Origin of the sequence: Rubritalea sp. (assembly GCF_039830215.1) — a bacterium.
GTDB lineage: Bacteria > Verrucomicrobiota > Verrucomicrobiia > Verrucomicrobiales > Akkermansiaceae > Rubritalea.
Map to the genome: position 1 here is coordinate 577 of NZ_JBDOPO010000124.1, position 19,959 is coordinate 20,535.

Consider the following 19,959-nt stretch of genomic DNA (forward strand, 5'->3'; position numbering starts at 1 on the left):
AAAAAATGCCACTACAACCCACTGCGCTATTGCCAAAAATCTGAGTTCTTCACACTCGCTAAAGATGCATCTCAGCGCTTTACTAAAGCGATTTCAGAACTCCCACTTCTGCGCCACCAGCAGGTCATTGGCGACATAGCATCACGCACCACGGCCTACCACAGTGACCTGTTTCAGTCCACCACCACGAAACGCTCTAAGCCCAAAAAGAAAAATCAAAGTAACTCTTGGGACTGCTGTAGCGGTGGCTGTTGCGACAACTGCAGCTGCGATTGTAGCTAAGAGTCTAGCACAGTCAAAGTTCACTCTTGCCGAAGCCCTGCTGCGCTGCTTTGATCCGCACCCACTAAACACTTTTTATCATGGCTGAAAGAGAAAACACCGACCCACAGAAGATGGAGAAAATTGTCTCCCTCTGTAAGAGCAAAGGCTTCATTTACCAATCCGCAGAACTGTACGGCGGACTCAACGGTTGCTGGGACTACGGCCCACTCGGCGTCGAGCTCAAGCGTAACCTCAAAGACTACTGGTGGCGCAAAAACGTCCAGGAGCGTGACGACATTCTCGGCATGGACGGCTCCATCCTCACCCACCAAGCAGTACTCACTGCATCCGGCCACGTCGGTGGATTCTCCGACCCTATGTGCGACTGCCTCCTTTCAAAGGCCCGTCTCCGCGCTGACCAGATCGACCCCCAGACTGGCACAGCCTACCACTTCACTGGTGCGAGCCACGAAGAATCCGGTTGGTCTGTAGAACGCCCATTCTCCGTACTCATCGACCCCACCGCGAACCAGAACGAGAACAACGCCCGCAAGACTGCCAAGCAGTACTACGCACAGTTCCTTAACGACAAGCAGATCGCCCCTAAGAAGCTCACACTCGCTGGTGAATCCACCACCGAAGAGACTGACACCACGCAGTACAACCCAGAGAATGGTTCACTGCTCACTGAAGCACGTGAGTTCAACCTCATGTTCCAGACTAAGATGGGTGCATCCTCTGACGACAACGATCCAAATGCGGTCGCCTACCTTCGCCCTGAGACTGCTCAGACTATTTTCGTTCAGTACAAGAACGTGCTCGACTCCTCACGCGTGAAAATCCCATTCGGCATCGCCCAGATTGGTAAAGCATTCCGCAACGAGATCAACCCACGTAACTTCACCTTCCGTTCCCGCGAGTTCGAGCAGATGGAAATCGAATACCTCTGCCGCCCTGAAGACGGCCTCCGACTCACTGAAGAGTGGCTCGAAAAGCGCCTATGCTTCTACGAAGAAATTGGTGTCCCGCGCGAGAAACTCCACATACTCGACGTTCCAGATAACGAGCGTGCACACTACTCCGCTAAAACCTACGACATCGAGTACGAATTCCCATTCGGTATCCAAGAGCTCGAGGGTGTCGCCTACCGTGGCGCCTACGATTTAACAAAACACCAAGAACACTCAGGTAAAAACATCGAATACTACGACGAAGAAACCAAGGAGCGCTTCATCCCACACGTTGTTGAGCCATCCGCTGGTTGTGACCGCAGCGTCCTCGCAGTGCTCTGTGAAGCTTATGAAGTAGAGGATCTCACCAAAGAAGGTGGCAAGAAAGACGAACGCACCGTCATGCGCTTCAAGCCATGCATGGCTCCTATCAAGGCCGCTATACTGCCACTCCTCAAAAATAAGCCAGAGCTCGTGGCCAAGGCAAAAGAAGTCCAACACCTTCTCCAGCCGTTCATGAATGTCTTCTACGACGAAGCTGCCGCTATCGGCCGCCGCTACCGTCGCCAGGACGAAGTCGGCACACCGTTCTGTATCGCTATCGACTTCGAAACTCTCGGTGAAGAAGGTCCTAACGGTGAAGACCTCACTAACACTGTGACTGTCCGCCACCGTGATTCCATGGAACAAGAGCGCATCGCCATCAGCGACCTCCTCCCATGGCTCCTCCAGCGTATCCGCTAGAGACTCACCACTCTCCCGCACACATAATGAACTTTAAAGCGCAGGGCTCCAGCCCTGCGCTTTTTTTTGCAGCTAGCTCAGACACTTGCTTCTTGCCAGCTGCTAGTTGCTACTTAAAAATAGTAACATGCTCACACCAGCCGAGAAGCAACGCTACGCCCGCCACTTCACACTGCCTGAAGTTGGCGAAGATGGACAAGACAAGCTCAAGCAAAGCTCCGTCCTGTGCATCGGTACCGGCGGACTTGGTTCTCCTGTCGCCATGTACCTCGCGGCAGCTGGTGTCGGCCGCATCGGCCTCGTCGACGCCGACCACGTGGAGTCATCTAACCTCCAACGACAGATCATCCACGGTGAATCATGGATTGGTAAGCCAAAACTTGAGAGCGCCAAGTCGCGCTTGCTTGACATCAACCCACACATCGAAGTCGAGTGCCACGAGGCACGTTTCACAGCTGCCAATGCCAAGCTGATTGCTACGAACTACGATGTTATCATAGACGGCACAGACAATTTTCCCACCCGCTACCTCAGTAACGACGTTTCCTTCCTGCTAGGAAAACCTAACGTCTACGGTTCTATCTTCCGATTCGAAGGACAGATCTCCGTCTTCGCGCCTTATCTCGGAGGCCCCTGCTACCGCTGCATGCTCCCGACCCCGCCCGACCCCGGCACGGTTCCTAGCTGTGCTGAAGCTGGAGTGCTCGGCGTACTCCCTGGAATCATTGGATCGATGCAGGCGATGGAGGCTATCAAGCTACTTCTGAAGATTGGAAAGCCACCACTCGGAAAGCTCGTCCACTACGATGCGCTCAATACCGAGTTCCGCTCGTTCACCTTACGCAAGGACCCTGAATGCCCACTCTGCGGCGAAAACCCAACAGTCACCGACCTCATCGACTACGACGGGTTCTGCGGCGTTCCTAACACCTCAACTATGAAAGAAATAACCGTACTTGAACTCAAAGAAAAACTCGACGCAGGCCTCGATGGTGTACTAGTCGACGTCCGTACTCCTCAGGAAGTAGCAGCTGCAGCGCTAGACGGTACCCTCCGTGTGCCACTGCAAGAAATTGAAGCGCGCCACACGGAAATTCCGACTGACAAAACGATCTACGTCCACTGCAAGGCTGGTGGACGCAGTGCCAAAGTGTGCGCGTTCCTAGCTGCTCAAGGCATCACTAACACTGTAAATATCAAAGGCGGTATCGACGCTTGGCGCGACCTCATCGACCCAAGCCTACCTCCAGCGTAAACTAAAGATTCATTTCTTAAAAAAGTAAGAGCTCATAGTCCCTCCAGATTGTGAGCTCTTGTTATGCAGTGCCTAGAGGTCTGACAAAATTTATTCAGCTTTGGAGTTCTTGGAGCCGAAGTCAGCTACTAACGAACCCCAAAAAAATGCTCTATGCAAACGTTTCCCATCACTCACCCACTTCGGCCCCAAGAACTTCAAGATGAAGCCCGAACGAGAGGTTCAGTCAGCATTTATTCCAACGACTGATTGATAAGTTATATTTACACATTCAGCCTTATGCTCAAAAACCGACCAAGCTATCGCCCATGAGCAATTACCTCTGAAAACTAACAAATCAAGCAAGGGCTGAGGGGGAAGGAATCGAACCAACCCAGAACCATAACAGCCCTACAACGGTTTTGAAGACCGCGGTGACCAACCAGGTACACAGCACCCTCCATTGCTTGATGCGGGAAAGTAGCACATTGGCGGTAGTGCGCAACACTGCGATTTGAATAATTTATTTTAAGCCACTTTAGAGCGTATCAAGCAATGAAACTCTAGTAGTTAGAATACTCCCCCTACTAACGAGGAAACGCATGGCACAAAATCTGCTATACCTATATTAAGAACCAGCTTAGAGTCGCATCAACAAGGTAGCCACACTCCTTGAGTTAGAATTTTTCAATCGAATGGCAGGTATCAATCTCAATCAGAACTTGAGTCAATCTCAAGTCTTATCGCCTCAGATGCGACAGAGTCTAGAGGTGCTTCAGGCTAACTCGCTAGAGCTTGGGCAGATCCTGCAGCAAGCACTTCTCACCAACCCAGTACTGGAAATCGACCGCAACGAGGAACAACTAGAGGAAACCGCGAGTCCCGATGCCGAGCATGATATGGAGACACTCTCCGACCTTGATGATGACTTCCGTGAGCTCCAGATCACTGAGCAGCGCAGCAATAATGTGGGTATCGACGATGAAGCCAAGCGAGACCACCTCTACAACTCCATCGTAGCGCCAGAGACACTCCAGCAACACTTACTCAGCCAACTCGCTCTGGCGACACTCTCCGAAGACTCGAAACAGGTGGCTACTATTCTTATTGGCTACATCAATGACCGTGGTTTTTTTGATAGCAGTCTGGAGGATATCTCAATTTCTAACAATTTCACCCTACGTGATGCTGAACGTGCTCAAGCAGCTCTTCAGAATTTTGACCCCGCTGGAGTTGCCGCAATCGATCTAACTGAATCCCTACAGATCCAACTAGCGCGCCGCGATATGTTAGGTTCACTGGAATACCGTATCGTTACCGAGCAGCTCGACAATCTCGCACGCAAGAAGATTCCTGAAATAGCGCGAAAGCTGGGAGTGACTACTGAGTCGGTTAACCTCGCTGCGGAAAATATAGCAACCCTCACTCCAGACCCTGGTGCTGATTTCGATCCAACATCGAACCCACACATCACCGCTGACATTATCATTTTTAAAAATGTAGTTGGAGAATGGGACGTGCAGCTCACAAATGACAACATGCCAGACATCGCAATCAGCAATGCCTACAAGGACTTGATGGCTAGCACCGATGACAACAAGGCGCGCTCGTACCTACGTGACCAAATACGCGATGGTAAGATCTTGATACGCTCGATTTCACAGCGTCAGGAAACTTTGTACAAGTTGGCTCTTCAGTTAGTGCATAGGCAACCCGAATTTTTCGAACAAGGCCCACAGGCCCTCAAGCCTATGACGATGAATGAAATTGCAGAAAGCATCGAGGTCCACCCAGCTACCATTTCACGTGCCGTGGCTGGTAAATACGTGCAAACCCCACACGGATTGATCGAGCTTCGCACGTTTTTTACTACGGGTTACACGACCGAAAGCGGCCAAGAAGTATCAAACACCGGAATTCGCGAGACTATCCAACAGATGATTTCCGATGAAAACCCGCAAAAACCCCTCTCAGATTCAGCAATTGAAAAGAATCTTCAGGAAAAGGGCATCAAGGTAGCCCGCAGGACTATTGCCAAATACCGAGATCTGCTAAATATTTTGCCCAGTCACCTACGCAAAAAGTTCTAAGAAGATGTGTCGAATTATTCACGTGATGTTCTAATTTTCAATCAATTAAGACTATTAGCCCCATATTTCAGCAAACGTCGAGCGACAATGGCAGTAGATTTCCTCAAAAAAGTAGCAGAAACTTCTTGCGCTAAAGCTCAAATCGTCCTACGTCTCTGCCCGCACCGCAAGGGGCACAAAACACCAATAACGCGCAGATAGCTCAGTTGGTAGAGCAGTTGGCTTTTAACCAATTGGTCCTGGGTTCGAATCCCAGTCTGCGTACTTTTTCCCTACTAATTTAGCCTCAGGAGTTTCAAAACCTTGGGGCTTTTTTGTGCCCTTTTGGAACCTCCATATTGATCAAAACAACAAACAGTATGAGGCTAACATATGTGCCGATAATTTCATCCATTCACGTTTACCGAAACCTTTGATTCTAGCCGGTTCTGTTATCTCTGTGGCACTTGTTTCATGTGAGCTCAGCACTCCGAAGGTTCCATCGAAGGCCAGCCATGTCATCGACCAAGGACCTGAGGCAATTTCTCTCGCCATCTCGCTCGCCCCTCAAAACATCAAAGTTTTGAGGGGCGAGCGAGACATTGGTCGGGCCTTTTGTCGCTGCAGGAGTCGAAGGCCGTGAGACACTAGCGGGCACCCACTACATCTCCGAGAAAGTCGTGGATAAGTATTCGAATCGCTATGGTTGAATAGAGAATGAGCTTGGCCAAGTCGTTAATAGCGATGCATCCCCTGGGCATTCCGTGAGAACTGGAGAGCAATACATGCGCCCTACTGAATGCGCCTGACTAACTATGAAATTGAGATGCACGTCGGATATATTCCGCAGCGTAAAGAGCCAGCTTCACACGGCTGCATCCGCATGCCGAAAGAGTTTGTTCCAACACTTTTCAATATGGTAGACATTGGGACACGGGTGAAGATCAAGTATTGAGTGTTAGCTCATAAACTCTTCTGACAATAAATGCCTTCCCCTATTTAAGAAAGAACGCGACAGTTCTTACCTATCTAACCAAAAAAAGGCAGAGAATTCCCTCTGCCTTTTGCAATATAACTCTTTCTAGCCCTCGGAACAGAGAGCAACCACCGCTTCGACGAGTCCGTCGATGTTATGCTCTTTTGCCTGCTTAGTGGCTGGCTTGCCAATCACCTCTAGAGTGGCACTAGTCACAGGCCCTATAGAAGCAACCTCACAGCCCTCTGGGAAAGGCATGTTAAGCGCGAAGAAATGCTTCGCAGCCGAAGAACTTACAAACGTAATCACATCAGCGCCTTCTTTTTCAAATCGCTCTTTAGCTCCATTCGGGTCATCGAACTCAGGAACGGTCTTGTAAGCGATACAGTCGTCTACGATAGCTCCCAGCCCAGAAAGCCCCTCGTGGATAGTATCGCGCGCCTCAGCACCACGTACCCATAAAATCGTTTGGTTCTCAATATTTTCTTTCTCCGAGAAGCTTTTGACTAATCCTTCAGCGATATACGTGTCAGGAATGAGATCCACAGCAAGTCGGTACTCGTTGATCTTTTTAGCTGTACCCGGTCCGACAGCGGCGATGCGCACTCCACCGATGCTACGCGCATCATCATAGACACTAAAGAAGGCTTCAAAAAAGCGCTCTACTCCGTTAGGGCTACTGAAAACTAACCAATCGTAGGTGTGAACTTGGCCGACTCCTTCGACAAACTCCTGCTTGTCGTCTGGGTGCTCGATCTTGATCGTTGGAATTTCTAACACTTCTGCACCAAGCCCTGTGAGCTGTTTGCTCAACTCACTTGCTTGTGAACGCGTACGAGTGACGACCACTTTTTTTCCATGAAGCGGACGACCTTCAAACCAATTCAATTTTTCTCTTTCTTTCACAACTTTACCTATAATTGCCACGGCGGGCGCTTTAAAATTTTGGGATTCGGCAATCTCAGCAATAGTGCTCAGCGAGCCTTCTATGGTTTTTTGTTTTCCTGTGGTCGCCCAGCGCACGAGGGCGATTGGCATATCTGAAGCAGCGCCGTGTGTGAGGAGTTCATTACAAATCAGACGAAGCCGACTTACCCCCATAAGGAAAACCGTCGTTCCACCAGTCTTGGCGAGCTGAGCATAATCGAGCCGACTCTCCCCTTTTGTCGGGTCTTCGTGGCCAGTGAATACAGTAAGCTGGGAGCAATAGTCGCGATGGGTCACTGGAATACCTGCATAAGCAGGTCCTGCTATAGCCGAGGAAATCCCAGGAACTATCTCAAAACGCACACCAGCATCTGCTAGACGGCCAGCTTCTTCGCCACCACGTCCAAACATAGTTGGGTCCCCCCCCTTCAGTCTAACAACTACCTTACCTTCGAGCGCCTTTTTTACGAGCAAGTCGTTGGTATCCGTCTGAGCTAAAGCATGATTGGATGCCCGCTTACCGACGTAGATCAATTCACAGTCTGGCTTAGCCCAGCGTAAAAATTCATCTGGTATCAAGGCATCATACACGAGGACATCAGCATTCACCACACATTCTTTAGCTTTAAGTGTGACAAGCCCGATGTCTCCTGGTCCTGCGCCGACTAAGTAGCAAATGCCTGATTTCATGAGAGTGATTTAAACAAAGTCTGAGCTACTTTCAACGGCTCAGTGAGACATCCTGAAACTTCAGCAGTCATTGGATCGCCGATAGATTCACCTTCAGGAAAGACTATCCCCTCCATCAATAAAGAGTCACCAAAAATATGTGAAGTCACCCCAACTGGGGTGTGGCAACCACCATCGAGCAAGCGAAGGAATTCGCGCTCGGCGGTGATCCGGGTCATGGTTGGTTCATGGTTGATTGCACGGACAAACGCAGCGCTCACTTCATCGCCTTTACGCACCTCGATTCCAACTGCACCTTGGCCCGCAGCCGGAAGGAATCTCTCGGCATCAACAGCATCCCCATAGACTGAACCAGCCTCTGTAGTCATTTCACCTGTTGCATTGTAGCCGAGACGTACGAGTCCAGCTTCGGCGAGCAGGATGCCGTCGATATCTTGGCTCTCAGCAAGCTTACGCAAACGGGTCGGCACATTTCCGCGAATGTCTACCATCTCGATGTCTGGGCGGATCCAGCGAAGCATTTTTTGGCGGCGGCATGAGCTGCTCGCCACCTTTGCTCCCTGCGGTAATGCATCGATTCCACCAGGCTGCTTGGTCACAAGCACATCAGCCACGGCTGCGCGCTCTAGCACAGAGATGATTTCAAATTGATCTTCGAGAACTGTCGGCACATCTTTGAGACTGTGCACAGCGATATCGATCTCGCCACTTTCAAGCGCCAGCTCCAGTTCCTTGATGAACACGCCCTTATCAAAAACGCCTTCGATCTTTGCCACATCAGCTAGGGACACATCTGTTCGTCTATCGCCAGTTGTCGTGATCACTTTGCGGACGATTTCAGCCTCGGGAAATGCTTCGCGTAGAAGGCCTTCTGTCATTGTGGCCTGCACCAATGCTAGTGCGCTCCCTCGGGTTCCGACGACAAGTTTATTGGGTGTGCTCATTTCTCTTAAATGTGGATAGTTTTAGGACTTCGTCCTCAATGATTTGCTCGCAGGCCTTCACCTGCTCGTGGCGCTTCGCACGATTCTCATCGGCTTGAAGCTGTAGGGTGTCTAAATCATAGACATAAATTTCTTCGATATTCCTTACCGCTGGGTCGATGTCTCGCGGCATCGCGATATCGATCATGAATAGTGGTCGGTACTTGCGCTTGGCTCGGACCTTCTCGACATGCTCAGGGCGAACGACGGGTTCGGTGGCACCAGTCGAGGAGACGACTACATCGACCTTGGCTAGCACGCGCTCCCAGTTGTCGAACGATACTGCCTCACCACCCATTTCTGCCGCGAGTTTCTGAGCATTCTCGATCGATCGATTGACGACATAGATTTTTTTAGCGCCACGCTCCATCATCCGCTGCGCAGTGATGTAGCTCATTTCACCCGCACCGATCACGAGGACCTCACTGTATTTGAGGTGGCCAAAAATCTTCTCAGCCAGATCCACAGCAACACTGCCAACGGAGGTTTGTCCCCCCTGGATGCTCGTTTGCGTGCGCACTTTCTTGCCCACGCTAAACGACTTTTGGAAAAGTTTATTGAGAATTCCACCCGTGGCAGAGGATTCAAGCGCCTGAGTGTAGGCTTGTTTCACCTGACCAAAAATTTCCGTCTCACCTAGAACCATGGAGTCTAGCCCACTCACTACTCGGCAGAGATGACGCGCGGCATCAGTTTCCACTTTTTTATAAAAATGCCTCTCATCCTTCGTGTCGAACGGGCTATCTCCGGCGAGGTACTCTTTGACACTCTGCTCAGCCTCAACGACGTTGCTAGTGAGCGCATAAACCTCCATGCGGTTGCAGGTAGAAAGTACCACCACCTCTTCGACTCCCGACTTCTCAGTGAGTTCTTTGCTGGCGAGCCCTAGTTGGTCGTCGGACACGGCAAAGCGTTCGCGCACATCAACGGGTGCGGTTTGGTGGTTTAACCCTAAACAAAGTAAATCCATTGATCCGTGATTAGAGAACTGCAAATACTACGAGTGACACAAGGAAGAGCGTCACCACACTCAACGCCATACGCGAAGGGGTCATTCCCCTCACTTGCCAGATTGTCAATAAAGTGGTGTAAGCAACCCAAACGGCCACCGCCGCCCAGAAATGTGCCATACTTCCGCCCGCCTCATGTGGCATCAACAGACCACAAAAGACACCACCAGAAAGCACCAAAGTGCCAACTCCTGTAAGGCGGACCATCGATGCCGTGATCGACGAGACCGGCGGAAATTTAAGAAACAAGCCTGATTTCACCTCACGCGCCTTTAACATCTTATTGAGCACCATAAACATGACACCCGCAATGGCGGCTAGGCCCAAGGCTCCATAGGAAAGCACAGACAACGCTGCATGCATCTCATACCACGGCTCCACTGTAATTGCCTTCTCTGGCTTCGGATCCATCACCCCTGGCAGAACGGAAACCCAGAGCATTACGCTCACCACCGGTGCAGAGAAAACCCCTAGTAGGGACAATCGGTAGGTCGAGCCAATCAAGAGATAAAAAATAGTCATCGACCACGCCAGAAAAACCAAAATCTCTCCGAGATCACTTAGTGGGCACTGGCCTCGTAACTCGCCGCGAATACCGAGAGCTGCGCATTGGGCGATAAACGAAAAAAGCATCCACGCTACAGTCCAACGGCTGCGATGCCCGTGCTGCAACGCGCGCATCCCCGAATAACCAGCCATCCCCGATAGGAGGGCTGCGATGAGAAGGTAGATGATAGTATGGGTCACCCCGCAGACATGCTATAAGCTGGCCATTCGTTCAAGTAGAACTTACCCCTTCCTTTGCCATTAACTAGCCAGAGGCTCCATTAAAAATTGATTTGATTACTTGCGGCTGCGAATGAGAGCGAGAACTCTAATGCAGCGAAGGGCTGCTGAGCTAGGTACAGGGACAGGTGCACTTTACATCTCTAGGCTATCGGTTTCTCCAACTCCACAACCAACCTTTGAGTTATTCACCGCAACAATGATGACTCTGCATGCGGAACGATAATCCCACTGACTAGCCCATCAGCTACGAAGCTAACGTCACCAGATTGTGTGCTAATTTGTGTAGCCATCCTATCACAGAATACGGAACGTGGATCTAAGAACCGCAGCTCACTTGACCAGTAAACAACTAAGCAGTAAATCCTTATACACCTTCCACTTATAACTCTTATTGGTGAGAACGGGTCACCGCCTTTGGTGGGGTTAGCAAACTTCAGAGCTAATTGTGCATTAAGTCAATAAATTAGGGGGATGTTAGATCTGACGAAACGGTTAGCCGAAGTTGCTTGTAATGCACACCAACTAGCGATTGCCATTCTATTTTTTATTCGTACAGTACTGCTACAGCTAGGTATAGCTCTGTGTAGCCCGCAACCGCCGCCACTAACTTCTAAGAAAATATTCGTGCAATTCTTCTCAGTATCTATTTGATCAAGTCATGCCAGACAAGCTGCGAGTCGCCATACGTGACGTCCCTAACTTCCCCGAAGATGGGATTATATTCAAAGACATCACCCCAGTCCTAGCTGACCCAGAACTACTCCAGTGCAGTATAGACAGAATCGCTGCTACAGCGGAAGGCTTGGAGATCGACAAAGTGGTCGGCATTGATGCGCGGGGCTTCATTTTCGCCCCATCGGTAGCACTCAAATATGCCGCTGGCTTTGTCCCAGTAAGAAAGAAAGGTAAATTGCCGTGGAATACCAAATCGATAGCCTACTCACTAGAGTATGGTGCAAACGAAATCGAGATCCACGAGGATGCAGTAAAACCTGGCGATAGAGTTCTATTGATTGATGACTTACTTGCGACTGGAGGCACAGCGTCTGCAGCGGTAAAACTTTTGCAACAACTCGGAGCGGAAGTGGTCTGCGTGACCTTCCTGATCGAACTCGATTTCCTCAACGGCCGAGATGCCATCGATTGTGAAAATATTCAATCCATTCTTCATTACTCTTAACCCATAGAACAAACCACCATGTCTAACTGGCAAACATACAACAAAAATCTCACTCGCTATTCCGACCTAGGACTCACTCTCGATCTCTCCTTGATGGATATCAAAAAGGGCTTCTACGCAGAAATGCAACCAAAGATCGACCGCGCTTTTAAAGACATGATCGCTGTAGAATCTGGAGCTATCGCCAATCCTGACGAAGAACGTATGGTTGGCCACTATTGGCTACGTGATGCTGACCTAGCTCCCAACGACATAATCAAAGCGCAGATCACTGAGCCTATCGCAGCACTAAAGGAATTCTCCGACAAAGTTCTTCACGGGAAAATCACACCTCCAAGTGGTGGACGTTTTGAGAATCTCCTAGTCATCGGCATCGGTGGGTCAGCACTTGGCCCCCAGTTTGTATACCACGCACTGGGCTCTGACTCAAAGCTCACTACTTATTTCTTTGACAACACAGACCCAGCAGGCATCGACACCACTCTAAAGCAAATTGGCTCAGGCCTCAATAAGACCCTAGTCTTAGTTGTTTCAAAATCTGGCGGCACTGCGGAGACTCGCAATGGTATGCTCGAGGCTCAGGAGTATTTCGAAACAAACAAAATCGAATTTTCTAAGCACTCAGTAGCGATCACTGGTGAAGGCTCCAAACTCTTCAACTACGCAACTAGCAACAACTGGCTGACCATCTTCCCTATGGAAGACTGGGTTGGCGGACGCACCTCTATCATGTCCACTGTCGGTCTCGTTCCAGCAGCTCTGCAAGGAATTGATATTGATGGGTTCCTAGCTGGCGCAAACCACATGGACGCCCGTACCCGTAGCACTAACGTCTCAGACAACGCGGCCATGCAGCTCGCGCTCGCTTGGTACCACGCCGGTAACGGCAAAGGCGAAAAGGACATGGTTATTCTGCCTTATAAGGATTCACTCTCCCTCTTCTCTAAGTACCTCCAGCAACTCGTTATGGAGTCACTCGGTAAAGAACATGACCTCGATGGCAATGTGGTTAACCAAGGTATCGCAGTCTACGGCAACAAAGGCTCTACTGACCAACACGCCTACGTCCAGCAGCTCCGTGACGGCGTTAAGAACTTCTTCGCCACATTTGTGGAAGTCCGCAAGGGCCGCAATGGTGAGAGCATCGAAGTCGATCCAGGCACAACCTCAGCTGACTACCTGCAAGGTTTCCTTCGCGGCACACGCTCAGCTCTTTACGAGTCGGGCCGCAATTCGATCACTATTTCCATCAAAGAGGTGACACCATTCACTCTCGGACTACTGATCGCACTCTACGAGCGCGCAGTTTCCTTCTACGCATCGCTAGTTAACATTAACGCCTACCACCAACCAGGTGTGGAAGCTGGTAAAGCTGCGGCAACGAACTTCCTCGAAATTCTCAATCAAGTCCGTGGAGCCCTCACCGGATGGCAGAAAACTGCTGACGACATCGCTGAAGCGACAGACAATAGCCCAGAAGATGTCTATCACGCACTGATCCACCTCGCGGCTAACAACGAAGCGACTCAGAGCGAGGGAGCCACTCCTGCTGAAGACACGTTCGAAATCTAAAACTAGCGAGCATTCGCATAGAAAGCATTTACAAACACCCACGAGGAGAAATCCCGTGGGTGTTTTTTTTATTCTATTTAGGCTGGGACAGCTCTCTCCGAGGTGTCCGAATAGGTTGACCTATGAATGTCTTTGTTTGCCCCCTTTACGAAAGAATCTATGGCAAACGAAAAAGGACGTGCCATGAACGGGGGGGGCGGTGATTTTTTATAGAGGGAGGCGTCTTGGCTTCAGGTCAGTCAACCTTGCCGGACGTTTCGGAGAAACTTCCTGGTCTGTTATTCATGGGATAAACATTCCCCGTGGTTTGGTCAATTAAGCCATGCCGCAGTCGTCAAGACGACTCTGCCGCAGAGCAGAGTCAAGCCACCTGCAGTCCAGAGGCTAGCTAGTCTACGACTTTCTGAATCCGGCTTTGAGTTCACCGAAGGTCATGGCCTTGGTGATATGGGCAAGGAGAAAGTAGACGAGAACACCTACACCTCCTACGGCAGCTAAAACTGGAATGCGTAGTAAGCGATTATCACTATGGAGTTGCTCGTCGAGGAAATAGGCACCAAGCCAAACGATACCACCCATGGCAATACTAGCGACCAGCATCTTGCCTAGACGCTTCCAGAATTCAGAATTTAAAGTGAGGAATCCAGCTTTTTTGAGGCCCCTCAGTAACAAGTACACATTCACCCATCCAGCAACAGAAGTAGCTAAGGCGCAGCCAAAGCTCAGTGGCCCCTCACTGCCTATGACAAAAAATGCCACTCCGCATAGTATTGAGTTCACTAGTGCTGAGATTAAAGTGAATTTCATTGGAGTCTTCGTATCTTCTCGAGCGAAATAAGCTGGCTGAAGAACCTTGCCCATCACGTAGGCTGGCGAACCTATGGCAAATGCCATCAAAGTATATCCAGCTACTCCTGCTTCAGCTGCAGTAAATGCACCGCCTTTGAAGATTCCATAAATAAGTTGTTCACCAATCACCGCCATACCAACCATTGCTGGGAGGGCGATCAACATCGCCATAGTCATTCCAGTTTGAAGACTTTGCTGAGCTTCAACTACTTCTTTCTTGCGCAGTCTCTTGGTAATCTCTGGCAGTAAAACCACACCGAAGGCTATGCCGATGAGCCCCAATGGTAGTTGATTTATACGATCCGCATAATAAATGGCAGCTTGCCCACCGCTCTGGAATGAGGCAACCCCTGCGCCAATTAGTAGATTAAGCTGCTGAATCCCAGCACTCACTAAGCCTGGCCCCATAAGCAAACTCAACTTCACTATGTCAGCATCAATTCTAGGCAACTGAACCTTGAACCGAACTCCTGTTCTCCAAGCCGAAAAGATTACAATTCCCAACTGAACAGCCCCTGCTAACGGCAAACAATACGCTAAAATCGTAAGTCTTTCGTTCAGCTCATCTATAAATGGAACCACTCCTAACAGGCACGCCAAGAACACAAGGTTCAGGGAAACGTATGAAAATGCCGGTGCTGCAAATTTTTTATGGCTATTCAAGACTCCGCTCAGCGCAGCAACCATGCAGATAAAAAACAAGTAACTGACGGTAATTCGGGATAGCTCAGTAGTCAAAGCGAGTTTTTCATCCGCATAGCCTAAATTCATAACCTCTGTGATCGGCCCCATAAATATGTAGCTGATCACACACAGGACAGATAGGAGGACACTCAAAACAACGAACACCCTACTCGCAAAAGAAAAGGCAACCCCTTCCCCTTCTCCTGCCAATTTTCCACTGTAGAGAGGAACAAAGGCCGAATTGAAGGCTCCTTCACCAAATACCCTACGAAAAAGATTGGGGAAACGAAACGCGGCAAACCAAGCATCAGCAGTCGGCCCACCACCGATGTAATAAGCCGTGAGCATGTCTCGGGCAAATCCCGTGATACGACTCAACAAGGTGAAGCCGCTGACTGTCATGAGGGATTTTAACATCGCGCCTTACGGGGGTGTTGGGTGAAACTCTCGACTATTGCTGTCGAGTCTTTGCGCTTGCGCGGCGGAGACGGTCATTGATCGCAACTCCAACACCTGTTTCAGCGACCGGCTCAGCGATGATCACATCGACACCACTTTCATCTAACTGGCGAAGGGCGAAGAAGAGTCGGACTGCAGCCTCGGGGAGCTTACCTTTTCCTGGTGATAGCTCTTCAACTTGATCCCAGTCGTGGAGGTTGATATAGCCTTCCTTCTCCGAGCCTCGATACGAGAGCAAGCCATAACTGAGTTCAGGATCTGGAACAAAGTCTTCAGGCTTTTCAAAAACGTACATTGGTGTCGCTGGAGCGTAGTGGCTCTCCAGCTGGCCTGGAGCTTCCTTTACGTTGCGCACCTTTTTAGGGCGAATGACTTTACCCATTTTTTGGAGTTCTTCTTTGACTATTGGACCTGAGCGTAGGAGGTGAAGCTCTGGGCGCTTTTCGCCAACTCCCACACGAATGATTGTACTTTCGATGCCCGCATTACATGCGCCACCATCGAGGATAAGTCCAATTCGACCGCCTAGTTCTTTCTCAACCGCAGTCGCTGACGTAGGAGAAATACAACCAAATCGATTGGCACTCGGCGCTGCAATCGGCGTATTCATTTCACAACAAACAGCGCGCATCACTGGATGCTCACTCATGCGCACAGCTACTGTACCTTGACCGCTAGTGACGAGCTCTGGGATAATTGCTTTTTTCGGTAAAACCAAAGTAAGCGGACCTGGCCAGAACTCGGAAATTAATTTTTGAACTACCGTGTCAAGCTCGGCTGAGAGCTCGCACACATCATGGATCTGTTCATTGCGACCAATATGGACAATCAAAGGGTCAGTCGTTGGACGACCTTTAGCTTCAAACACTTGAGCCACAGCGGATTCGTCTAATGCATTGGCCGCGAGACCATAGACCGTTTCAGTAGGCAGAGCCACCACCTCACCAGCTTTCAACTTGGTCACGGCTATTGCCACGGCATCATCAAAACCCTCTGGGTCTGCATAAAGAATTTCTGTCTCGATTTTGTTCACCCCTCTGACCTAGCGCAAGTTACCCACTTTGAACACACTAATTTACCACACAAAAAAAGCACAGCTCCGTGAGAGGAACTGCACTTTTAAAATATTAGGTCTAGGGGGGTAACCGCGAGGACTAGACGCTTTCTTCCTGAAGAGTAGGAAGGATGCGAGCAACCTTCTCTTTCATCTCTTTGCCAGGCTTGAACTTAACCACTGCGCGTGGTGGGATTGGCACATCCTTGGATGGATCCTTAGGATTGCGTCCGATCTTACCTTTTACTTCACGAACCTGGAAGGCTCCAAAGTTGCGCATCACCACTGAATTGCCTTTTGCTAGCTCTTCTGTGATGGAGTCGAGTGTGCCCTGAACAACGGCAAAAACCTCTTGCTGAGTGAGGCCAGTTTCGTTGCTTAGCTTAATAACTAGATCGCGCTTAGTAATTGTAACCATTTTTAGATGTGTGTAATATGAAAGTTCACAGCAAATTGCTGCGGGCGAATGGAGACCATATCTTGACGCTTTTGTCGCGTAAAAAATGCAACGAATCGTCATTTTTTTAGAATCTCGTCCAAGTTCATACCAAAATCAGCCGAATCTCCCCAATTTTTGGGCCAACACACTAAATTTGCTGAGTTGTCTTAAAATGCGTTTTCGCAATTTTAGTCAATATCGAATCGCCGTACTTGGTTACTATCTCTCTAGCAGATTCAATCACCGATGAACTCGCCCCCAGCGGCATGGTCACCCCCCCCTTTTCACTGGCACGGGATATCCAGTCAACAAAAGTTTCTCGCGCCAAAATTGAGGCGGCAGCAACAGCGACATCGTTCTCACCTTTGGTTCTCTGCTGAAGTTCAATATGAGCGGCAGCTTCCCCCTGCTGTTTTAAAGCCATTTGCAGGACCTCCTCCCGAGCAAATTGGTCACTCAGCGCTCTCGGGCAAGTCGGCACCTTTTCGACTAGACTAGAAATCACGCGAGCATGCCCCCATGCTAACATCCTATTGAGGTTACCAAACTTAGCATAGAGCTCATTGTATTTCTCTGGTCGCAAGGAAATCACTTCCCAGGAAATTCCTGGTGTGGAGCGAATTAGTTTCGCTAGCTTGCCAATCTTAACATCGCTCGAGATTCTTTTAGAATCCGTCACCCCTTGATCAATCAAGCTTCGGGCACTCGTTTTATCCACGTAGACTCCCGCTATAACAAGAGGGCCAAAGAAATCTCCCTTACCGCTCTCATCGACACCAAAGTGCGGTTCAAACATTTCCGGCATAAGAACCTCTTCGTTCCCGAGGCGCGCTTCACCTAATATTTCAGGCTCGAGAATAAACTGGACAAAGTCTTCGGTCTCTTTTCCCTGAACTAAAACTTTGGGGCCCTTTTGGTAAACTGTGACGTTTAGTTTGCCTTTTTTTGCAGTGTAGTGCGCGTATTGCTTCTCGTGAAATTCAAAGCCGCGTTCAGCCAGTAGCAGTTTGAGTTTCTCAACATCAGCCTTTTTTAGAGCTGCGGTGTAACTATTTAGAGCCATGCACTAGAGCCTGATAGCTGGATTGGAGGTCGGTAACTTTACCCGTAGTCCTTACAGGTTTCCTATCTAAAGCTGTGATGGGCTGAATGCGTCTCAGCGAGCTGGTTAGAAATGCGCCGTCGCAATTATGGAGATCGGCTAGAGTTAGAGCGCGTTCAAAACAAGGGTCGCCCAACTCTCCGCATAGCTCTATCACTGCCTCTCGTGCAATCCCAGGCAAACACCCAGATTCTAAAGGAGGTGTGAGAACTTCACCATTCTTTACCAAAAAAAGGTTCGATGTGGCTCCTTCGCAGAGTTCACCAGAAGTATTCAGCATTAGTGCTTCGTCTGCTCCATCTCGTTGAGCTTCACGCAGAGCTATGAGATTCATCGCATAGGAACTAGATTTCACCCCCACTAGAGGAGAGTGCTCATTGACTCTATACGGCGACAATACTAGAGACGAAGTTGAAGCACGCACCGGCATCTTAGACGTCGTGATCACTGTGGCGTTTGAGTCACCGTCCAGATAACAAGATATTCTCACCCTACAGCGGGATTTTGCATAGCCATTTACTTCAACTAGCTCCAAAACTGCCAAACTCAAATGATCCACTAATGGTGGAGTCATCCCCAACTTCACTGCACCACTATGCAGTCGGCTATAGTGCTGATAAAATCTAAATAATTTGCCATTTTCAACACACATTGTCTCAAAACAGCCCAAGCCTAAAGCCACCCCTGGTGCCTGGACCGAAAGTACAGCCTCGGATGATGGGCCGACCGCTCCATTGATCCAGACCATATCACTGCGAAGCTCTCCATTATTCATTCTGAAGCGATATCTAACCTTCTGATGTTACTAATTCAACCCTCATCTTCTTCTACAGGGGGGGGAGTGAACACAAACTTAGGCGCTGTTGGCGGAGCAGCAGGGATAACCTCATCCCTACCCCGTGGGCGTTTTTTTAGTTCCGGTGAAATGAGTAATTTTGGTTTAAGTTCTTTAGATTTGTCATCAACTTCAGACTCTTTTTCCTCCATAGTTTGCTCGGCCTCTTTATGTTCTCTAGCCTCAATTGTCGTAACTACCTCTTCCGAATGTAAAGCAGCTTTAGTCTCGATAGGTAGTTCTGGATCCTCTGGTTTCTTGCCAGTAGTAGGCAAAGCGAACCTCCTAGGCTCAGCAGTGATTGTACTAAACTTCTGCAATGCTACGTCTAGCTCTTCAGCATTTCCTTGAACGGCAGCTTCTGAGGCATTTTTAAATGATGCATCATCTAACTTCTCATTGAGATCCTTAAAGCGTATGGGCTGGCCTTTAAGTTCCGAACACTCAGCTGAAAAAGTTTTTTTTAAGTCATCATCGCGATACTGAGACCATTGCGTTGAGAGCACTTCCGAATCATCCGTTAAAAATGCTTCTGACTCAAAACCCATATCAAAATATTTTTCATTTAAAGCCATAGCTGCTCCATAGCAACGGCTAGCCAACATCGGGAATCCAATGAGATTAAAAACATTAGCCATCGCAATATTTTGCTCGGCCTTTCCCGCATTTTGACGCCACAATTCGTATACCAGACGGATTGATCTGTTGGGTCTAGCTCGCGAAACTATTTTCACAGCAAACGCAACATCCATATCTGTTGAAGGAGTTTCTGGCGCCTGCCACACCATGTTAGCCGCATCTAGAAATTCACCAGCTTCGTACAATTTAAGCGCAGCTTCTTTACGAACAACCCAATTGGATGGGTCATCACTTACTAAAGTTAGTAGATATTTTATTTCGTAGGATTTGGACATGGCGTTTCTATAATTGCATTGTTGTGAGGAAGTGAGAAGTCGTAAGCTTTACACTGGCTCCCCTCGAGCGGTAAGAGCCAACGGCAAGATTTGCCGGTACACACAACTAGTATGAGAGGTAATTGAGTATCCATTTTGTATGCTGCGCATTCGCACTAACTATTCCGAAAATACTCCAACCTACTGGATTTCATCCACTTGTCCAGGCTTGGGAATAAACAAGGGTACTGTGGGG

Annotated in this window: 17 protein-coding genes and 2 tRNA genes; 8 read left to right on the forward strand and 11 right to left on the reverse strand. The window is 49.3% G+C overall.

Features of this window, described 5'->3' with window-relative positions:
* From ABGY95_RS04095 to moeB, 3 genes are all read left to right on the forward strand, one after another.
* A partial coding sequence (locus ABGY95_RS04095; RefSeq protein WP_347440434.1) for a hypothetical protein occupies positions 1-282 on the forward strand: 282 nt, incomplete at its 5' end.
* A gap of 80 nt (positions 283-362) precedes the next feature.
* A complete protein-coding gene (locus tag ABGY95_RS04100; RefSeq protein WP_347440435.1) occupies positions 363-1,958 on the forward strand; it encodes a glycine--tRNA ligase in 1,596 nt (531 codons plus the stop codon).
* 127 nt (positions 1,959-2,085) lie between these two features.
* Positions 2,086-3,213, forward strand: coding sequence for a molybdopterin-synthase adenylyltransferase MoeB (moeB, locus tag ABGY95_RS04105; RefSeq protein ID WP_347440436.1), 1,128 nt, complete (start codon positions 2,086-2,088; stop codon positions 3,211-3,213).
* Positions 3,214-3,561: 348 nt separating this feature from the next.
* Here moeB and ABGY95_RS04110 read toward each other — a convergent pair.
* Positions 3,562-3,654: transfer RNA gene (locus ABGY95_RS04110), tRNA-Sec, on the reverse strand.
* Positions 3,655-3,887: 233 nt separating this feature from the next.
* Here ABGY95_RS04110 and rpoN point away from each other — a divergent pair.
* From rpoN to ABGY95_RS04125, 3 genes are all read left to right on the forward strand, one after another.
* A complete protein-coding gene (rpoN, locus tag ABGY95_RS04115; protein ID WP_347440437.1) occupies positions 3,888-5,282 on the forward strand; it encodes an RNA polymerase factor sigma-54 in 1,395 nt (464 codons plus the stop codon).
* A 191-nt stretch (positions 5,283-5,473) separates the two neighbouring features.
* A tRNA-Lys gene (locus ABGY95_RS04120) sits at positions 5,474-5,546 on the forward strand.
* A gap of 514 nt (positions 5,547-6,060) precedes the next feature.
* The gene (locus tag ABGY95_RS04125) at positions 6,061-6,216 is read left to right on the forward strand and encodes a L,D-transpeptidase family protein (RefSeq protein WP_347440438.1); all 156 of its coding nucleotides are present in this window, start codon (positions 6,061-6,063) and stop codon (positions 6,214-6,216) included.
* Positions 6,217-6,342: 126 nt separating this feature from the next.
* Here ABGY95_RS04125 and cobA read toward each other — a convergent pair whose 3' ends face one another.
* The 4 genes from cobA to ccsA are packed head-to-tail and all read right to left on the reverse strand — an operon-like array spanning position 6,343 to position 10,594.
* The gene (gene cobA, locus ABGY95_RS04130) at positions 6,343-7,854 is read right to left on the reverse strand and encodes a uroporphyrinogen-III C-methyltransferase (protein ID WP_347440439.1); all 1,512 of its coding nucleotides are present in this window, start codon (positions 7,852-7,854) and stop codon (positions 6,343-6,345) included.
* A complete protein-coding gene (gene hemC, locus ABGY95_RS04135; RefSeq protein WP_347440440.1) occupies positions 7,851-8,798 on the reverse strand; it encodes a hydroxymethylbilane synthase in 948 nt (315 codons plus the stop codon). Before hemC ends, cobA begins: the two co-directional genes overlap by 4 nt.
* Positions 8,782-9,807 (reverse strand): glutamyl-tRNA reductase, encoded by a 1,026-nt coding sequence (gene hemA, locus ABGY95_RS04140; RefSeq protein ID WP_347440441.1) that lies wholly within the window; start codon positions 9,805-9,807, stop codon positions 8,782-8,784. Before hemA ends, hemC begins: the two co-directional genes overlap by 17 nt.
* 10 nt (positions 9,808-9,817) lie before the next feature.
* Entirely contained in the window at positions 9,818-10,594 is a 777-nt protein-coding gene (ccsA, locus tag ABGY95_RS04145; RefSeq protein ID WP_347440442.1) for a cytochrome c biogenesis protein CcsA, read from the reverse strand.
* A 700-nt stretch (positions 10,595-11,294) separates the two neighbouring features.
* Between ccsA and ABGY95_RS04150 the strand changes: the two genes are divergently transcribed.
* Positions 11,295-11,816: an adenine phosphoribosyltransferase gene (locus ABGY95_RS04150; RefSeq protein ID WP_347440443.1), complete on the forward strand. Its 522-nt coding sequence runs from the start codon at positions 11,295-11,297 to the stop codon at positions 11,814-11,816.
* Positions 11,817-11,834: 18 nt separating this feature from the next.
* Positions 11,835-13,388 carry a glucose-6-phosphate isomerase gene (locus ABGY95_RS04155; RefSeq protein ID WP_347440444.1) on the forward strand — a complete coding sequence of 518 codons (1,554 nt, stop codon included), beginning with the start codon at positions 11,835-11,837 and terminating at the stop codon, positions 13,386-13,388.
* A gap of 393 nt (positions 13,389-13,781) precedes the next feature.
* On the opposite strand, the gene murJ is transcribed toward ABGY95_RS04155, so the two are convergent.
* The 6 genes from murJ to ABGY95_RS04185 form a co-directional block, all read right to left on the reverse strand.
* Positions 13,782-15,338: a murein biosynthesis integral membrane protein MurJ gene (gene murJ, locus ABGY95_RS04160; protein ID WP_347440445.1), complete on the reverse strand. Its 1,557-nt coding sequence runs from the start codon at positions 15,336-15,338 to the stop codon at positions 13,782-13,784.
* A 34-nt stretch (positions 15,339-15,372) separates the two neighbouring features.
* Complete coding sequence (locus tag ABGY95_RS04165) at positions 15,373-16,413, reverse strand: L-threonylcarbamoyladenylate synthase (RefSeq protein ID WP_347440446.1); 1,041 nt, start codon at positions 16,411-16,413, stop codon at positions 15,373-15,375.
* Positions 16,414-16,534: 121 nt separating this feature from the next.
* Complete coding sequence (locus ABGY95_RS04170; protein ID WP_105042011.1) at positions 16,535-16,852, reverse strand: HU family DNA-binding protein; 318 nt, start codon at positions 16,850-16,852, stop codon at positions 16,535-16,537.
* A gap of 169 nt (positions 16,853-17,021) precedes the next feature.
* Positions 17,022-17,936 carry a ribonuclease HIII gene (gene rnhC / locus ABGY95_RS04175; protein WP_347440447.1) on the reverse strand — a complete coding sequence of 305 codons (915 nt, stop codon included), beginning with the start codon at positions 17,934-17,936 and terminating at the stop codon, positions 17,022-17,024.
* Positions 17,923-18,750 (reverse strand): aminotransferase class IV, encoded by an 828-nt coding sequence (locus ABGY95_RS04180; protein ID WP_347440448.1) that lies wholly within the window; start codon positions 18,748-18,750, stop codon positions 17,923-17,925. Before ABGY95_RS04180 ends, rnhC begins: the two co-directional genes overlap by 14 nt.
* A gap of 35 nt (positions 18,751-18,785) precedes the next feature.
* The gene (locus ABGY95_RS04185) at positions 18,786-19,724 is read right to left on the reverse strand and encodes a hypothetical protein (RefSeq protein ID WP_347440449.1); all 939 of its coding nucleotides are present in this window, start codon (positions 19,722-19,724) and stop codon (positions 18,786-18,788) included.
* Positions 19,725-19,959 lie beyond the last annotated feature (235 nt).

Coding starts and splice junctions, on each gene's coding strand:
- ABGY95_RS04100 (WP_347440435.1), top strand. CDS start 363: ATGGCTGAAAGAGAAAACACCGACCCACAGAAGATGGAGAAAATTGTC.
- moeB (WP_347440436.1), top strand. CDS start 2,086: ATGCTCACACCAGCCGAGAAGCAACGCTACGCCCGCCACTTCACACTG.
- rpoN (WP_347440437.1), top strand. CDS start 3,888: ATGGCAGGTATCAATCTCAATCAGAACTTGAGTCAATCTCAAGTCTTA.
- ABGY95_RS04125 (WP_347440438.1), top strand. CDS start 6,061: ATGCGCCTGACTAACTATGAAATTGAGATGCACGTCGGATATATTCCG.
- cobA (WP_347440439.1), bottom strand. CDS start 7,854: ATGAAATCAGGCATTTGCTACTTAGTCGGCGCAGGACCAGGAGACATC.
- hemC (WP_347440440.1), bottom strand. CDS start 8,798: ATGAGCACACCCAATAAACTTGTCGTCGGAACCCGAGGGAGCGCACTA.
- hemA (WP_347440441.1), bottom strand. CDS start 9,807: ATGGATTTACTTTGTTTAGGGTTAAACCACCAAACCGCACCCGTTGAT.
- ABGY95_RS04150 (WP_347440443.1), top strand. CDS start 11,295: ATGCCAGACAAGCTGCGAGTCGCCATACGTGACGTCCCTAACTTCCCC.
- ABGY95_RS04155 (WP_347440444.1), top strand. CDS start 11,835: ATGTCTAACTGGCAAACATACAACAAAAATCTCACTCGCTATTCCGAC.
- murJ (WP_347440445.1), bottom strand. CDS start 15,338: ATGTTAAAATCCCTCATGACAGTCAGCGGCTTCACCTTGTTGAGTCGT.
- ABGY95_RS04170 (WP_105042011.1), bottom strand. CDS start 16,852: ATGGTTACAATTACTAAGCGCGATCTAGTTATTAAGCTAAGCAACGAA.
- rnhC (WP_347440447.1), bottom strand. CDS start 17,936: ATGGCTCTAAATAGTTACACCGCAGCTCTAAAAAAGGCTGATGTTGAG.
- ABGY95_RS04180 (WP_347440448.1), bottom strand. CDS start 18,750: ATGAATAATGGAGAGCTTCGCAGTGATATGGTCTGGATCAATGGAGCG.
- ABGY95_RS04185 (WP_347440449.1), bottom strand. CDS start 19,724: ATGTCCAAATCCTACGAAATAAAATATCTACTAACTTTAGTAAGTGAT.